Source organism: Streptomyces sp. NRRL F-5122 (genome assembly GCF_001507435.1).
GTDB lineage: Bacteria > Actinomycetota > Actinomycetes > Streptomycetales > Streptomycetaceae > Streptomyces > Streptomyces lannensis.
Genome location: NZ_LMWH01000254.1, coordinates 18,630 through 33,455 on the forward strand (window position 1 = coordinate 18,630; position 14,826 = coordinate 33,455).

15 protein-coding genes and 1 tRNA gene are annotated in these 14,826 nt (G+C 69.7%); 11 read left to right on the forward strand and 5 right to left on the reverse strand.

Annotated elements, in window-relative coordinates; genetic code table 11:
- From ADL25_RS31975 to ADL25_RS32010, 9 genes are all read left to right on the forward strand, one after another.
- On the forward strand, positions 1 to 1,356 hold the full coding sequence (locus ADL25_RS31975) for an FtsK/SpoIIIE domain-containing protein (protein WP_059131381.1): 1,356 nt from the start codon (positions 1 to 3) through the stop codon (positions 1,354 to 1,356).
- A gap of 81 nt (positions 1,357 to 1,437) precedes the next feature.
- Positions 1,438 to 2,097 carry a DUF2637 domain-containing protein gene (locus ADL25_RS31980; protein WP_115975257.1) on the forward strand — a complete coding sequence of 220 codons (660 nt, stop codon included), beginning with the start codon at positions 1,438 to 1,440 and terminating at the stop codon, positions 2,095 to 2,097.
- 22 nt (positions 2,098 to 2,119) lie between these two features.
- Positions 2,120 to 2,311 (forward strand): mobile element transfer protein, encoded by a 192-nt coding sequence (locus ADL25_RS31985; RefSeq protein WP_059131383.1) that lies wholly within the window; start codon positions 2,120 to 2,122, stop codon positions 2,309 to 2,311.
- 13 nt (positions 2,312 to 2,324) lie between these two features.
- Positions 2,325 to 2,465, forward strand: a complete 141-nt coding sequence (locus ADL25_RS48460; protein ID WP_107116759.1) for a hypothetical protein — start codon at positions 2,325 to 2,327, stop codon at positions 2,463 to 2,465.
- Between the two features lie 23 nt (positions 2,466 to 2,488).
- Positions 2,489 to 2,800 (forward strand): hypothetical protein, encoded by a 312-nt coding sequence (locus ADL25_RS31990; RefSeq protein WP_059131384.1) that lies wholly within the window; start codon positions 2,489 to 2,491, stop codon positions 2,798 to 2,800.
- Positions 2,801 to 2,891: 91 nt separating this feature from the next.
- Positions 2,892 to 3,074: a hypothetical protein gene (locus ADL25_RS31995; RefSeq protein WP_059131385.1), complete on the forward strand. Its 183-nt coding sequence runs from the start codon at positions 2,892 to 2,894 to the stop codon at positions 3,072 to 3,074.
- Positions 3,067 to 4,455, forward strand: coding sequence for a replication initiator protein RepSA (repSA, locus tag ADL25_RS32000; RefSeq protein WP_107116760.1), 1,389 nt, complete (start codon positions 3,067 to 3,069; stop codon positions 4,453 to 4,455). The genes ADL25_RS31995 and repSA overlap by 8 nt, the downstream gene beginning before the upstream one ends.
- On the forward strand, positions 4,452 to 4,664 hold the full coding sequence (locus tag ADL25_RS32005; RefSeq protein ID WP_059131387.1) for a helix-turn-helix domain-containing protein: 213 nt from the start codon (positions 4,452 to 4,454) through the stop codon (positions 4,662 to 4,664). Before repSA ends, ADL25_RS32005 begins: the two co-directional genes overlap by 4 nt.
- Positions 4,664 to 5,797, forward strand: a complete 1,134-nt coding sequence (locus tag ADL25_RS32010) for a tyrosine-type recombinase/integrase (RefSeq protein WP_059131388.1) — start codon at positions 4,664 to 4,666, stop codon at positions 5,795 to 5,797. Before ADL25_RS32005 ends, ADL25_RS32010 begins: the two co-directional genes overlap by 1 nt.
- A gap of 95 nt (positions 5,798 to 5,892) precedes the next feature.
- Here the strand turns inward: ADL25_RS32010 and ADL25_RS32015 are convergent.
- Positions 5,893 to 5,964 (reverse strand) — tRNA-Val (locus ADL25_RS32015).
- Positions 5,965 to 6,158: 194 nt separating this feature from the next.
- On the opposite strand from ADL25_RS32015, the gene ADL25_RS32020 reads away from it, so the two are divergent.
- Both ADL25_RS32020 and ADL25_RS32025 read left to right on the forward strand, forming a co-directional pair.
- Positions 6,159 to 6,950 carry a DUF4097 family beta strand repeat-containing protein gene (locus ADL25_RS32020; protein WP_059131389.1) on the forward strand — a complete coding sequence of 264 codons (792 nt, stop codon included), beginning with the start codon at positions 6,159 to 6,161 and terminating at the stop codon, positions 6,948 to 6,950.
- Positions 6,951 to 7,053: 103 nt separating this feature from the next.
- Entirely contained in the window at positions 7,054 to 8,580 is a 1,527-nt protein-coding gene (locus tag ADL25_RS32025; protein WP_234381119.1) for a hypothetical protein, read from the forward strand.
- Positions 8,581 to 8,713: 133 nt separating this feature from the next.
- Here the strand turns inward: ADL25_RS32025 and ADL25_RS32030 are convergent, their stop codons facing one another.
- The 4 genes from ADL25_RS32030 to ADL25_RS32045 form a co-directional block, all read right to left on the reverse strand.
- Entirely contained in the window at positions 8,714 to 9,832 is a 1,119-nt protein-coding gene (locus ADL25_RS32030) for an amidase domain-containing protein (RefSeq protein ID WP_059131630.1), read from the reverse strand.
- Between the two features lie 175 nt (positions 9,833 to 10,007).
- Entirely contained in the window at positions 10,008 to 11,291 is a 1,284-nt protein-coding gene (locus ADL25_RS32035; RefSeq protein ID WP_059131390.1) for a hypothetical protein, read from the reverse strand.
- Positions 11,292 to 11,340: 49 nt separating this feature from the next.
- A complete protein-coding gene (locus ADL25_RS32040; RefSeq protein ID WP_199839243.1) occupies positions 11,341 to 13,470 on the reverse strand; it encodes a transglycosylase domain-containing protein in 2,130 nt (709 codons plus the stop codon).
- Positions 13,471 to 14,027: 557 nt separating this feature from the next.
- The gene (locus tag ADL25_RS32045; RefSeq protein ID WP_059131391.1) at positions 14,028 to 14,765 is read right to left on the reverse strand and encodes a class I SAM-dependent methyltransferase; all 738 of its coding nucleotides are present in this window, start codon (positions 14,763 to 14,765) and stop codon (positions 14,028 to 14,030) included.
- Positions 14,766 to 14,826: the final 61 nt, after the last annotated feature.

Genomic DNA, 14,826 nt, shown 5'->3' on the forward strand with positions numbered 1-14,826 from the left:
ATGACCGGGTTCACGGTCGCGCTGGTGCTGGTCGCTGCTGCTGCGGGTCTCCTGCGGTGGCGGCGCCCGGCCTGGTACTGGCTGACCTTCGGGGTCACCCTCGTGAGCCTGCGGGTCCTGGTTCGTTACGCCACGGTCATGGACGCCTGCGGGCTGACTGTTCCTCCGTCGCGGTGGCGGCTGGCGTTAGCCCGGGCCACCAACCGTCCCGCACCCGAGTCCCGCCCGCCGCGCATCCTGCTGCTGCGTCCGACCCGGACCGGGCTGGTTCTGAGGTTGAAGCTGCGGCCCGGGCAGGACGCTTTCGACGTCGCTGCCGCGTCCGACCGGTTGCGCCACTCCTTCTCGATGTACGGGGTCACTTCGCGGGAGCTGCGTTCGGGTGTGGTGGAGGTGCGGATGACCGGCTATGACGTCCTCAAGCGGGTCCAGATGCCTACCCAGATCGACACCCGTCCGATGCGGGTTGCGGTTGCGCTGCGGGAGGACGGGGCGGTCCACTACCGCGACTACCGGGCGATACCCCATGCCCTCACCCTGGGTGCCACCGAGTCGGGTAAGTCCGTCTACCAGCGCAACCTCGTCGCCGGACTTGCCGCACAGGATGTCGCCCTGGTCGGGATCGACTGCAAGCAGGGAGTCGAACTGTTCCCGCTGGCCCGCCGCTTCTCCGCCCTGGCCGACACCCCCGACATCGCCGCTGACCTCCTTGACGCCCTCGTGGCCCGCATGGGGGAGGTGTACCAGCTCATTCGTGCTGAGCAGCGGATCACTGCGGACGTGCCGGATGCGGAGATCGCCGCCGACATCTGGGACCTGCCCGAGCACCTGCGCCCGACCCCGGTCGTGGTGCTGGTGGATGAGGTTGCCGAACTCGCCCTCTTCGCCTCAAAGGACGAGGAGAAGCGTCGGGATCGGATCATCACCGCCCTGGTCCGCCTCGCCCAGCTCGGCCGCGCGGCCGGCATCTACCTCGAGATCTGCGGGCAGCGCTTCGGCTCCGAACTCGGCAAGGGCATCACCATGCTCCGCGCCCAGCTCACCGGCCGCACCGCACACCGCGTCAACGACGAAACCTCGGCGAACATGGCCTTCGGCGACATCTCCCCGGACGCCGTCCTCGCCGCCATCCAGATCCCCGCCGAAATGCGCGGCGTCGCCGTCGCCGGGGACTCCACCGGGGGCTGGCACCGCATCCGCGCCCCCCACACCTCCCTGCGCCAGGCCGTCAACGTCTGCAACCGGCACGCCGACCGGACCCCGGACCTGCCCGAACTGGCACCGTTCCGGCCCGTGCTGGTTGGTGCTCCTGCGGCTCAGGTGCCGTTGTCGAAGGCCGCCCCAGCGACGGCCTGACCCTCCCTGTCCCCCGGTTGGCGTGACCGTCTTCGCGCCGAGTCCCTACCCCCTCCATGCCTGAAACAGGAAGGAGCCGTGATGAGCCGCCCCGCTCTCCGCGTCGATGCTGTGCTGGTCCAGGCCGTCATTGCCGGGGCGCTGTCCTTCGCCCACCTGCACGACCTGGCCGCCGCTGCCGGACAGGACGGGTGGAAGGCGTGGGCCTACCCGGTCAGCGTCGACCTGCTCCTGGTCGCCGCCTGGCGACGCCTGCGCTCCGATGGCCCGTCTCGGCTGGCCTGGTGCTGGTTCGTGATCGCCCTGTTCGCCTCACTCGGCGCCAACATCGCCACCGCCGGATTCCTCGACCTGGCCAACCCGCCTGCCCTGCTCCGCCTCGGCATCGCCGGATGGCCCGCCCTCGCCTTCCTCGGCGGCACGCTCCTCGCCCACTCCGGACACAGGGAGCCGCATCCGCCGGCACCCACAGCCCCGGACTCCGCACCCCATATCGAGCCCGACCCGGAACCTGAGCCCGTCAGCGCTCCAGCGCCCGAGCCCACATCGGTTGAACAGGCCCCAGCTCTTCCCGCCGCCGCCCCGGTGCCCGCGGTCCCGGCCGTGCTAATCGAGCACGCGCGCAAGGTCGCCGACGACCACCAGGCCCGCACCGGCAGCCGCATCGACACCGACACCCTGCGCGCCCGGCTCGGCGTCCCGCCGCAACTGGCCGACGCCATCGCCACCCAACTCGCCTAACACGAAGGGAGAACCGCCCGTCATGCCTGCCCGTGACCACTTCCATTCCGTGATGCCGATCGGCCCGGTGCAGATCGGCACCCACCGCGACCGCAACGGCCAGACCAAGCACGCCGCCGTGTGCACCAACGACCGGTGCGGCTGGTCCGCCGACTACTCCAGCTCCTCCGCCGCCCAGCTCGCCGCCCGCACCCACCGCTGCCACGCCCGCTGAAGGAGACAAGCCCGTGCAGGTTCCGCTCTGGCTCGCCCTGCTGATCGTCGGCTACCTCGGCGTAAAGCTCATCCGCCCACCCGCCTGGTTCGTCGCCGTGCTCCTCCTGGGCGGCTTCCTCCTCGCCCCCGCCATCGACACCTTCCTCAAATAACACCCGCAGAAAGGAGATCCACCGTGCTCCGCCCCAAGGTCCCGACCAACCCAATGCCGACCGGCATCGCCAATCCGCCCACCGTCACCGAGCCCACCACCGTCGTGCAACCCCCGGCGGCTCCCGCTCCAGTCGCGCCGGCCCCGGCCCGGCCGACCGTCCAGCTCACCCCGGGCGCTGTGATCGCGCTCGTGGGGGGTGGGACGGCCGTGGTCTTGGTCGTTGGCGCTGTTCTCGTCTCCATGCTCCTCGCGGTCGCCATTACCGGCGCCTCGCTCGCCATCTGCGCCCTGGTGATCCGCTCGCTCATCACCGCCGACGCCAAGCGGCGCTGACCGGCCCCCGGGCGGCCCTGATACCGCCAAGCATCCACCGCCCGGGAGCCACGCCCCCAACCGATCCCGCAGAACCGGAAGGAACCCCAGCATGACCGACCGCACCACACCCCCGCCCCACATCTGCCCCAACTGCGACGGCTTCGCCTCCGCCGCCATCACCCTCGGCGGCCGCAACGCCCGCGGACAACTGCGCACCATCACCGCCCACTGCCCGGCCTGCCACGGCACCGGAACGGTTCCCGCTCGTGTCAAGGAGGGCGCCCGTGCCTGACACGCTGCTCGACCCGACCACCCTCGGCGACCTGCTGAGGGTGGCCTCGGCCGATGACTACCACCGCTGGGAAGACCAGATCCGCCGCACCGGCGGCTGCGCCGACCCCATCCACCTCCAGGGCTGGACCCTCCACAAGGACAAAACCACCGGCGAAACCCTGCACCACTACAGCACCGAGAACGAACCCGGCGGACGCCTCCGGATCGCGTGCGGCAACCGCCGCGCCTCCCGCTGCCCCGCCTGCGCCTTCACCTACGCGGGCGACACCTACCACCTCATCCGCGCAGGCCTGGCCGGAGACGACCGCCGCCACATCCCCGCAACCATCCGCGACCACCCCCGCGTCTTCGCCACCCTCACCGCCCCGTCCTTCGGCCCCGTCCACAACCGGCCCGACCATGGCGTCTGCCGCTGCGGCACCCGCCACCAGGCCGACGACCCTGCGCTCGGCACGGCACTGGACCCGGAAACCTATGACTACGCGGGTGCCGTCCTCTTCAACAACTACGCCGGGCAACTGTGGATGAGGTTCACCACCCGCCTGCGCCGCGAGATCGCTGCCCGCGCCGGACTCACCCGCAGTGAACTCCCCGACCACGCCCGCCTGTCGTACGGCAAGGTCGCCGAGTTCCAAAAGCGCGGTGCCGTGCACTTCCACGCCGTCATCCGCATCGACGGACCGGAAGGACCCGACACCCCACCCCCGGCCTGGGCAACAGTCGAACTCCTCACCGACGCGATCAGCGCCGCCGCCGCGCACTCCTACACCTCAGTCTCGGTGCCGGCCGCTGGCGACCAGCCCGCCCGCACCTTCCGCTGGGGCACTCAACTCGACGTCCGCCCTGTGAAGGCCTTCGGTGACGGCTCCGACATCACCGAACAGGCCGTCGCCGCCTACGTCGCCAAGTACGCCACCAAAGCAGCCGAGACCACCGGCACCCTCGACCGCCGCATCGGCGAACTCTCCGAACTCGACCGCCACGGCGTCCCCGACCACGCACGCCGCCTCATCGAAGCCTGCAAGCTCCTCGACCCTTTGTATCCCGACAGGCGCCTCTGGGCGTGGGCTCACATGCTCGGCTTCCGCGGCCACTTCTCCACCAAGTCCCGCAACTACTCCACCACCCTCAGCGCTCTGCGTCAGGAACGCGCCGACTACCGCGCAGCCCAGGAACGCGAAGCCCTCGGCCTCAACGCCCTGGAGGACCGCGAGCCGGACACCGTCCTCGTCCTGGCCGACTGGCAGTACGCCGGACACGGCCACACCCCAGGCGAATCCGCCCTCGCCGCCACCATCGCCCGCGACCTCCAACTCAACCGCGACACCGCCCGCGAAGCCCTACGCGACCAACTCGCCCAGGAAGGAGCCCCAGAGTGAAGGACCGCTACCTCAGCGTCGACCAGGTCGCCGAAATGCTCGGCACCACGGCACGCTTCCCCCGTCGACTGATCGCGGAACGCCGCATCACGTTCGTCAAGGTCGGACGGCACGTTCGAATCCCTGAGAGCGCGGTCGACGCCTTCATCGAGGCCCACACGGTCAAGCCCATCACGTCGCGGTCGATGCGCCTCAAGGCGGTGGCCTGATGCCGAATGCCAAAGGTCGCCGTCGCCGCTTCGGGTCCGTGCGCAAGCTGCCCTCGGGACGCTTCCAGGCTCGCTACCGGGGCCCGGACGGGTTGATGCGCACAGCTGACAACACGTTCGCCACTCAGACCGACGCCAACCGCTGGTTGGTCAAGCAAGAGGCCAAGATCCTCGACGGCGATTGGCGCAACCCGGACGTCAACATGACGTTCGGGGCGTACGCAGAAGCCTGGTTCAAGGATCGCGACTACGCTGCCACGACCCGCGAACGCAACGTCGGCATCCTGAACCTGCACATCATGCCGACGTTCCTCGCGGTGCCGCTCCATGAGATCACTACGCCCCAGGTGCGGCGCTGGCGTACGGGCCTCCTGGACGCCGGGGTCGGCCCCGCCACCGTCGCCAAGGCCTACACGATCCTCCGCACGATCCTGAACACGGCCGTGGACGACGGCCTGATCCAGCGCAACCCATGCCGGGTCAAAGGGGCCGGTACGGCCGATCACGCCGAGCGGCCGTTCCTGTCCGTGCCCGAGGTGTACCGGCTCGCGGACGCCGTTCCGTCCCACTGCCGAGCCCTCGTCCTCATGGCGGCCTTTTGCGCTCTCCGGTTCGGCGAGCTGGCAGCCCTGGAGCGCCGCGACATCGACCTGGAGGCCCGTACCGTGTCCGTCCGACGCTCGTACTCCGAAACCCGCGCCCACGGCCTCACCGTCAAGGCTCCCAAGAGCGCTGCCGGTGTCCGCACCGTGGCCATCCCCGCCTCGCTCGTCGAGGAGCTGGCCCATCACCTCGCCGAGTACTCCGGTGCCGGCCGGACCGGGCTCGTCTTTCTCGGCGCCCGCGGCGGTGTCCTGCGCCGGAACAACCTCCGCCGGATCTGGCTCCGGGCCCTCGACTCGACCGGCCTCGATGGCGTCCGCTTCCACGACCTCCGGCACACCGGTAACACCCTGGCCGCGACCGGTGGCGCGACCACACGCGAGCTGATGCACCGCATGGGCCACTCGTCGGTGCGGGCAGCGCTGATCTACCAGCACATCGTGAACGGCCGTGACCACCAGATCGCCGACTACGTCGACGGCCAGATCAGGAGAGTGGAGCGGCCTCCCCGCGGTTCATCTGGCACGTAAGTGGCACGACGACTCCGAGCGGCCGAGAAAGATCAAGGCCCAGGTCTCCGGGTATCTCCCCGCTGACCTGGGCCTTAGTCGTGTCCTGAGACCAGTGGGCGCGGACGGTTTCGAACCGCCGACATCCGCCTTGTAAGGGCGGCGCTCTACCGCTGAGCTACGCGCCCAGGACGAGTCGACAGCCTACATCGATCCAGGGGATACCCCGCAAACGCACATGACGGGAAGGCGGCAGGAACCCTGGCAGGGGGTTAACCCCACCTCGGACCGGGGAGTCCGCTCCATCCTCCCGAGGGCCGCCGGTCCGTACGGTCGAAGAACACTCCGCTTCGGTACTTCAGGCTCTCAGGGGGACACTGTCATGGCTCGTAGGACGACGCACACCGGTCGGTCAGGCCGGGTCGGGCGCACTCGGTTGATCGCCGTCGCCGGGGCCGTCACGGTCGCCGCCACGGTCGCGGCCTGCGGCAACGACGCCCGCGACGACCGGCACCCCGACCACCGCTCCTTCGCGCTGCACGGCCGTACGCTCACCGTCGACTCCGACGACTCGGCGCTCGAGATCGTTCCGGCCGATGTGCACGATGTCCGGGTCACCCGGTGGTTCCAGGGGACGGTCGTGGTCGGCGGGGATCCACGGGTGACCTGGGCCATGAAGGACGACCGGCTGGTACTGCGGCTGAAGTGCTCCGGTCTGGTCGCCGACTGTTCCGCGCGGCACCGGATCGAGGTGCCGCGCGGGGTGGCCGTCAAGGTCGAGGACGGTGACGGGAGCGTGCGGGCGCAGGGCTTCCAGGAGGCGCTGACCATCCGGACCCAGGACGGTTCGGTGCGGGTGAGCGACTCCACGGGGCCGCTCACGCTGGACAGCGGTGACGGGTCGGTGCGGGCGACGGGGGTGGGCTCACGGCGCGTACACGCCGCCACGCGGGACGGCTCCGTCCATCTCGAACTGGGCACCGTGCCCGATCTCGTCGAGTCGAGCAGCGAGGACGGCTCGGTCACGATCTCGCTGCCGCACGAGACCTACCGGGTCACCACCCGCACCGGGGACGGCTCCGTCCATGTCTCGGTCCCCAGGGATCCGGGCAGCTCACACGTGGTCGACGCGCGGACCCGGGACGGGTCGGTCACGGTGCGGACGGCGGGGTAGACCCCGGGCCGGGCAAAGAAGTGGTGGGGCCGCGGCACATCACGAACCGAACGCCCCGTGTGTTCGTCCTCAACCGGTGGGAGAATGACACCGGGCAGGGCGGATGACAGCACGGGAGAGGGATGTGACGGCGACACCACCACAGCCGTGTACGCCGTTTGCGCCATGCGCGCACCACCGATCGCCGAGCGTCCCGCCCGGCCGCACGACCATCCCGGGTGCCCCGTCCGACGTCCGGGGACACCCGGGCACGTCCGCCGGCGCCGGTGCCGCACCCGCCCGCGCCTCGGCCGGCTCCCGGGGCCGCACGGCCGTCCGTGACATCCTCGCCCTCCTCGCCCTGCCCCTCGTCGCCGCGCTCGTGCTCCCCGGCGCCTTCGCCGGGGGCGGGACACGGCGGTGGTTCGGCGGACGGTCCGAGGGGCAGCGGGCCGAGGCCCAGGCCGCAAAGGACGCCGCCGCGGCCGCCTTCTACGAGCTCGACACCGCCCAGCGCGATCTCAGGATCTCGATCGAGACCATCGACGCCGTGGACGACTCCCCCGCCGCCCGGCGCGCGATCACCGACTTCGAGGCGCTGGGACGGCGCATCGACGAGGCCAGCCAGCGGTACATCCAGGCCGTCGACGCGCACGACCTCGACCGCGTTGATCTCGACGCCTCCGCCGCCTCCCGGGCCCGCACCGAACTCACCGCCGCCAAGGACGAGCTGGGCCGGGTCAAGCAGGAGCTGGATCGTTTCGGCGCGAGCCTCGGACCGCTGCTCGGGAAGGCCGAGACCCAGCTCGCCCGGCTGGCCCCGGCCGTGGAGCGGGCCCGCCAGGCGCTGCTCTCCGCCAGCAACGCCCTGGACGGCGTCCGGTCCTCCGGACTCAAGGCCGACGATCTCGCCGCCCGGCTGGCCGCCCTCGCGCCCGAGCTGACCAAGCTCAATCAGGGGGCGGCCCGACACGGCGTGGCGCAGACCCTGGAACGCGCGGAGCGTGTCGCCCGGGAGGCGGAGGGCGTCCGTACGCAGGCCGAGCGGCTGCCGGAGCGGGCCGCCGAGATCGATCACCGGCTCGTCTCGCTGCGGACCCGGGCGCAGGCTCTCACCACGCGTGCCGGTCAGGTCGAGCCCGTGCTGAGCGAGCTGCGCCGCCGGTTCGCCGCGGCCTGCTGGCAGGACCTGCAGCAGGTCCCGGAGCAGGCCGGCGAGTCCGTGCGGCAGGCCGAGCTGAAGCTGAAGGAGGCGCAGGCCGCGCGGGAGGCGCAGCGCTGGCCGGACGCGACCTCGCTGCTGTCGACCGTCCGGGCGCTGCTGAACACGACGGACGAGGCCGTGTCCGCTGCCGGTGACCGGCTGCGGCGACTGAACGCCGTGCAGAAGGACCCGCAGCAGGAGATCGAGCGCACGCGGTTCGCGATCCGGGACGCGCAGCGGCTGGCGATGACGGGGCGCAACAAGCCCGATCCGCGGCACGCCCGGCCGCTCGACGACTCCGTGGCCCGCCTGGACCGGGCGGTCGCGTCGCTGGAGGGCCGCCACCCGGACTACTGGCACTTCCTGACCGAGACCGAGGCGGTGCGCCGGACGGTCGCACGGGTGGTCGGCAGTATCCGTGAGGAACGCGGCGCGGGAACGTCGTAGCACGGGGTGCGGCGCCAGGCTGAGGGGGCCTCGCGGTATCCACGCACGGCACAGGGACGGGGCGGGGGCGGTGCGGGAGCCGGACGGCCCTGCGCCCGGGCGCAGGGCCGCTCGGCGGCACTCGAGCGACGGCTCAGGTGCGGTACGCGTAGTACGCGGCGTTCGGGTACGACGCGATGATGCTCGCCACCGACCTGTTGTAGGTGTTGGTGGAGTGGTACGTCACATACGGCACGCCCTGCGAGTTGCGGGAGGTGACGATCATGGAGTGGTCCTTGGACCCGTCCTTGTCGAAGTCCATCTGCAGCACGTCGCCGACGTCCATCTGGTAGACGTTGGCGAGGCTGGTGACCCGCTTGGAGGACAGGGCGAACCAGGAGAACTCGTTGACCCCGATGAACGAGTCGGACTGGATCTCGGAGTTGCCGAACCACTTGTGGAAGTCCGACGTGTAGCCGGGCACATGCTTCCAGCCGCCCGCCTTCAGGGACTGGCTGACGAAGTTGGTGCAGTCGCCGCCGGCGCCCTGGCCGTTGAAGTTCGGGTAGTCCGGGTTGTACTTGCTCCAGTACTTCTGCGCGTACGCGGCCATGGCCTTGTAGTCGTAGCCGGTGGCGGAGAAGTTCTTCGGCTTGGCCGGCGCGGGCCGCGTCGTGGCCGAACGAGCCGCCTCAGGCGGGCCGTCGTCGGCCGCGGTGGCCGGTGCCGCGACGGCCGGCTTGGCGACCTGGTTCACGGCCAGGTAGCCGTCGTCGGTGTCCCGGATGCCGGTCAGCTGCCAGTCGCCGTCACGACCGGCCTTGAACGTCAGCTCGTGGTGGGCCTGGAAGCCGGTGGTCTTCGGCTCGCTGCCCTTGACCTTCTCGTACGTCAGGGTGGTGGTCTCGGTGATGGCGACCGTGGCGTGCCGGCCCTTCACCTGCGTGGCGTCCAGCTTGACGCTGGTGTTGGCCGCGCTGTACTTCTCCCCCAGCTGCGCGAGACGGGCCTTGCGGCCGCTCAGCTCCGACAGCGCCGTGTTCTCGTGGCGGGACTGCGTTCCGGACAGGCGCACCTTGCCCGAGAATCCGGACGTCAGCCGGTGCCCCTTCTTCCCGCCTTCGGTCTTGTCCACCAGGGCCTGGGTGCGATCCGTGAAGACGGCGTCGGCCAGCCGCTGGAAGGTTGCCCTGGTCGCCGGGTCCACCTTCGGGTCGTCCGTAACTGCCGCGCCCGCGCTCCAGTTGGGCAGCAATGCGACTCCGGCGACCACCGAGGCGGCCGCCGCGGTGATGATGGTCGTGCGGCTCCGCTTACGGCTCAATCTTCTTGATTTCAATGATGTTCCCCTCTACGCCGGTACACCTACCGGGCGACGGAATCTTCGCACGGGCTGTGTGACGGTTGTGAAGAGGGGACGCACAAGTGGAACCGGACTGCTCCAGGCGTCACTTGACCACCGTCGACCAGTCAGGCGACTGCGCCGGGTCCAGGCTGCGCAAACGGTCCAGCGTCTCCGGCTTCTGCACGTCGAGCCAGTCGGCCAGCTCCTTGAACGAGACGCACTGGACGCCCTTTTTGGTGCACACGTTCTTGACCACCTGGTCGATGGCCTTCATGTAGATGCTGCCGTTCCAGTCCTCGAAGTGGTTGCCGACGAACAAGGGGGCCCGGCTGCCGTAGTAGACGCGGTCGAAACCGGCCATGTACGAGTCCACCGTCATCTGCTCCCACTCGGCGTACTTCGACGCGTCGCCCTGCGTCTCACCGGCCGACTGGTTGTAGAGGAAGTTGAAGTCCATGGACAGGCCTTGGTACTTGCCGCCCTCGTACGGCAGCATCTGCAGCGGGAAGTCCCAGATGCCCTTCTTCTTCACCGGCCATATCTGGAAGTCGCCGGGGGAGCTCGCGTCGTAACGCCAGCCGTAACCCTTCATGGCCTTCAGCAGGTTCGGCTGGCCCTCCAGGCAGGGCGCCCGTCCGCCGGTGACCTCCTTCTTGAAGTCGAAGGGCAGCGCGGGAATGTCCTTGTAGCCGGTGTTGGTCTTCCAGTTCTCGACGAAGGAGTAGAACTGGTCGATCTCGCTCTTCCACTCGTCGACGCTCCAGTCGCCACCGCCCTTGGCGTCGCAGAAGTGCCCGTTGAAGTGGGTGCCGATCTCGTTGCCGTCGTTGTACGCCTGGCGCAGCTGCTCCAGCGTGGTGCGTATGTGCTCGTCGGTGGCGTAGTCGATGGCCGCGTCGCCCGCCTCGTGCTGCGGCGGGTGGTAGAGATCCTTCTTGTTCTTGGGCAGCAGGTAGATGCCCGTGAGGAAGAAGGTCATGTGGGCGTTGAACTCCTTGGCCAACTCCCGGTAGTGCGAGAAGAGATTGTCGCTTCCCTCCAGCGCGCCGTCCCAGGAGAAGACCACGAACTGGGGCGGCTTCTCACCGGGCTTGAGCGGCTTCGGCTTCAGCGAACCCTTCTGCGGTCCCGTGTAGGAGGTCGAAGCGTCGCCGATGACCTGTGTCCTGCCGTCCCACTTCGGCGTCGCGGTCGGCTTGGCGGCGGCCTTGTCGTCGTTCCGCTCGGTGCCGGCGGAGGCGGTCGGCGCCGTGTCGTCGTGCCGGGCCACCGCCAGGAAGGTCACCGTGACGGACGCCACGGCGAGAAGGGCCGCCAGGGTGATGTTGCGGCGGTTGTTGGTGCGGGTGGGGCGTGCGCGGCGGCGGTGGCCGTTCTTCTTCGTCACGGGCGGCTCGTTCCGGGAGGAGGCGGGGGGTTGTGACTCGGCGCCGTCGTCAGCCGAGTGGACTCATGGCTTTGGACCAGATGCCGTAGGGGACGCTGCCGGACGTGGTGCCGGCGAGCCCGTCGAGTTCCAGCGGTTCGAGGCTCTTGGACAGGTCGATCCGGTAGACCACGACCGCCGTCGACACGGACGCGGCCGTCCCGACGTACCAGGACGCCGTGTCGTCGTGCGTGGTTCCGGCCTTGCCGGCCACCTGGGCGGTGGTGGGGGCCGCGTCCGGATGAGCGGTGCGGAAGGACTCCGTCAGCGCCTCGGTCACCTGGCGGGCCACCGTGGAGCCGAACGCCTTCCGGGTCCCCGGCACTTTGAGCGCGACCTTGGAACCGTTGCGGGTCACACGGCGCACCGAGTAGGGCTCGGTGTGCGTACCGTCCGCGGCGAACGTGCCGTATCCGCTGGCCATCCGGATCGCGCTGGGCGTGGCGGTGCCCATGGAGAGCGCGGGCACCTGCGGTCCCATGCTGGAGGCGAGCAGTCCGGCCGCCTCCGCGGTGTCGCGAACCTTGTTCAGCCCTGTGTCCATGCCCAGTTGCATGAAGGGGGTGTTCACCGAGAGGGTGAGTGCCTGCCCCAGACCGATCTGCCCGTAGGACTTGTTGCCGTCGTTGTGGGCGGCGACCTTCTTGCCGCTGCGGTCCCAGTACGGTCCCTCGGGTGTGGTCACGGGAACGCCGTCGTCACCGTCGTAGAGCGACTCCGGGGTGACCGGGGTGGCCGGACCGTTCCTGGTCTTGTAGACACCGTGCTCCAGGCCGGCGGCATAGACGAACGGCAGGAACGCCGAACCGGCCTGCACGGTGGTCGCGTTGGACTCGTTGTACCCCTGGGTGCGGTGGTCGGGGCCGCCGTAGACCGCGAGGATGCGCCCGTCCGCGGCGACAGTGGCCGCGCCGTAGTGGGCGGTCTTCGCCGAGTCGGGGTGGTCCTTCCGGCCCTGGTTGCGGGCCTTGGTCACCGCGTCGGTGAGCGCCTCCTCCCGTTTGCGGTCGAAGGTCGTGTAGATCTGGTAGCCGCCCAGGTCGAACTGCTTGTCCGAGACGTGCCCGGACTTCTTGACGTACTGGGAGGCCAGTTCGACGAGATAGTCGCTCTGCTCGCCGGTGTTGTAGAGCGGGTTCTGCTTGAGCGGCTCAGGGAAGGTCCGGTACTTCGCCCGCTCCGACGGCGACAGCTTGCCGATCTCGACCATCCGGTCGAGGATCCAGGACCAGCGTTCCACGGCTCGCTGGTGGTTCACCTTGCTCAGAGTGGGGTCGAACAGTCCAGCCCCCTTCAGCAGCGAGGCGAGGAAAGCGGCCTCGCCCGCGTCGAGCTGGCTGACGTCCTTGCCGTAGTAGGCCTGGGCGGCCCGCTGGATGCCGTAGGTGCCGCGGCCGAACCAACTGGTGTTGAGGTATCCCTCGAGGATCTTGTCCTTGCTCATCCTGTTGTCGAGCTTGAGCGCGATCATCGCCTCGGTGAACTTGCGGCTCACCGTCTGGTTCTGGGTCAGATAGACGTTCTTCACATACTGCTGCGTGATGGTCGAACCGCCCTCGGTGTCCCCCTCACCGACCGTGCGCCACAGGGCGCGGGTGAGACCCGAGAAGGAAATGCCGGGGTCCGAGTAGAAGCTCTCGTTCTCGGCCGCGAGTACCGCCCAACGGACCTGCTCCGGTATGTCCTTCAGCGGCATGGCCTGGCGCTGCACCCAGCCGGTGCGGGCCATCGGCGTGCCGTCGGACCAGAAGTAGACGTTGTCCTGCTGGGTGGCGTACGTGTTCAGGTTCTGCGGTATGTCCGTGGCGGCGTACGCCACGGCGAGGAGGACCCCGCTCAGGCCGACGGACGTCAGTACGGCCCCCAGCCACTGGCGCCAGGAGGGCGTCCAGCGCCGCCAGCCGGTCCGGCCCGGGCGGGGGTAGAGCGGCCTGAGCCTGCGGACGTGGTGCGCGAGCCTGCGGGCGTGGGGGTCGAGTCGGGCCTTGAGACGGGCGAGCGGCGGAGGTGGGGCGGCCTTCTGGCGGGCGCTGCGCCGGGGTCCCAACTTCGGTATGGGTATTCGCAGTTGCATGGTGACGTCCGGCTTCACCGGCGCGACGTCGTCCGGGTCCGCGGACTCCATGGTCTTCAACTGCATGGTGACGTCCGGGGGAAGGGGTGGTGTCCGGAGGCAGGGGCGCTCCGGCCTTCAACTGCGTGGTGGTGTCCGGAGACAGGGGCGCTCCGGCCTTCAACTGCATGGTGGTGTCGGGATCGAAGGACTTCCCGGTCCGGGCCTCGCCCTCGGGGCGGCGCTCCCGCGGCTGCTCGGGCGCCACCTCGGGTTCCTCGGGACGGCCGTCGTTCCCGCTAGTCACGGTGAGCCCTCTCGCACGCACGCGTTTGTGGATGCCGGCCCTGTATTCGCTGCCGTGCCTCGGTCACCACTGCGTCTCCCTCCGCACTCGGTCTTGCGCGCGCGGGTAGATGCAGCTGCCACACATATGGCTGCGAGCCCCCTCACGACGTTGCGGCTCCTCGCGGCTTCTATAAATTATCAGCGGCCTCTGTGATCTACCGGATCAGGAGTGGCAGAGAAGTGGCCAACTCATGGAGAGTGAGGAGATGTCAAGAAGACACTCGGGTCACCCACGCACCCTCAGGGGCGATCTCAGTGGCCCCTCGGACAGCCCGCCGCTCTTGCGGTCAGGGGGATCAGAACGTCCTGAACTCCTCGAAGGACGGCTCGAACGAGGGGTCGGGCAAGCGAACGGCTGCGCAGCGAGGCGCCGGTTCGGCCCGAGGATCACCGACGGCCGCCGTCGGAGCCCCCGGCTCACGGGGGAAGGCGTCGGGAATCACCGTCCAGCCGAGGTTGCGCTCGTAGTAGCGCAGTGCGGTCCGCACCGAGGGTGACCAGACGTCGTCGAGGACGATCAGCCCACCGGGTCTGACGATCTTGCGCAGGAAGTAGAGATCGACGAACACCTCGTGGAACCGGTGGCTGCCGTCGACGAACGCCGCGTCGGCGACGAGGCCTTCGGCGAGAAGCCGCGGAAGCGCGATCGACGACGGAGCGGACAGAAGAGAGGCGATCGAGTCCAGTCCGGCCGAGCAGAGCAGGTCCCAGCCGGCAAGGGACCAGTCGCGCTCCTGGTACGGGTCGACGATGATGTGCCGGGGACGCGGCGGGTCGACCGTGACCAGCGCCTCACCGATCGCGAGCGCGGAACCGGCGTAGGCGAGACCGATCTCGACGACCGTCTGCGCGCCCTCGGCGATCAGCAGGTCGCGCAGCCGATCGCAGGTGTGCTCGGGCACCGAGATCGTCTCGAAGTCCGCCGCACCGCCCCGAGTCCGAGGCGGTCCCTCCCGCACCAGCCGGCGGCGTACCGCGCCGACCCGTGCCCTGCGGTCGTCCGTTCCCGGCTCTCCCCCGTGGTCGTCGAACACTCTTCAGTACCTTTCGACGTCTTCGTGACACGTCCCGGGAGTGCTTCCGGCCCCCCGATGT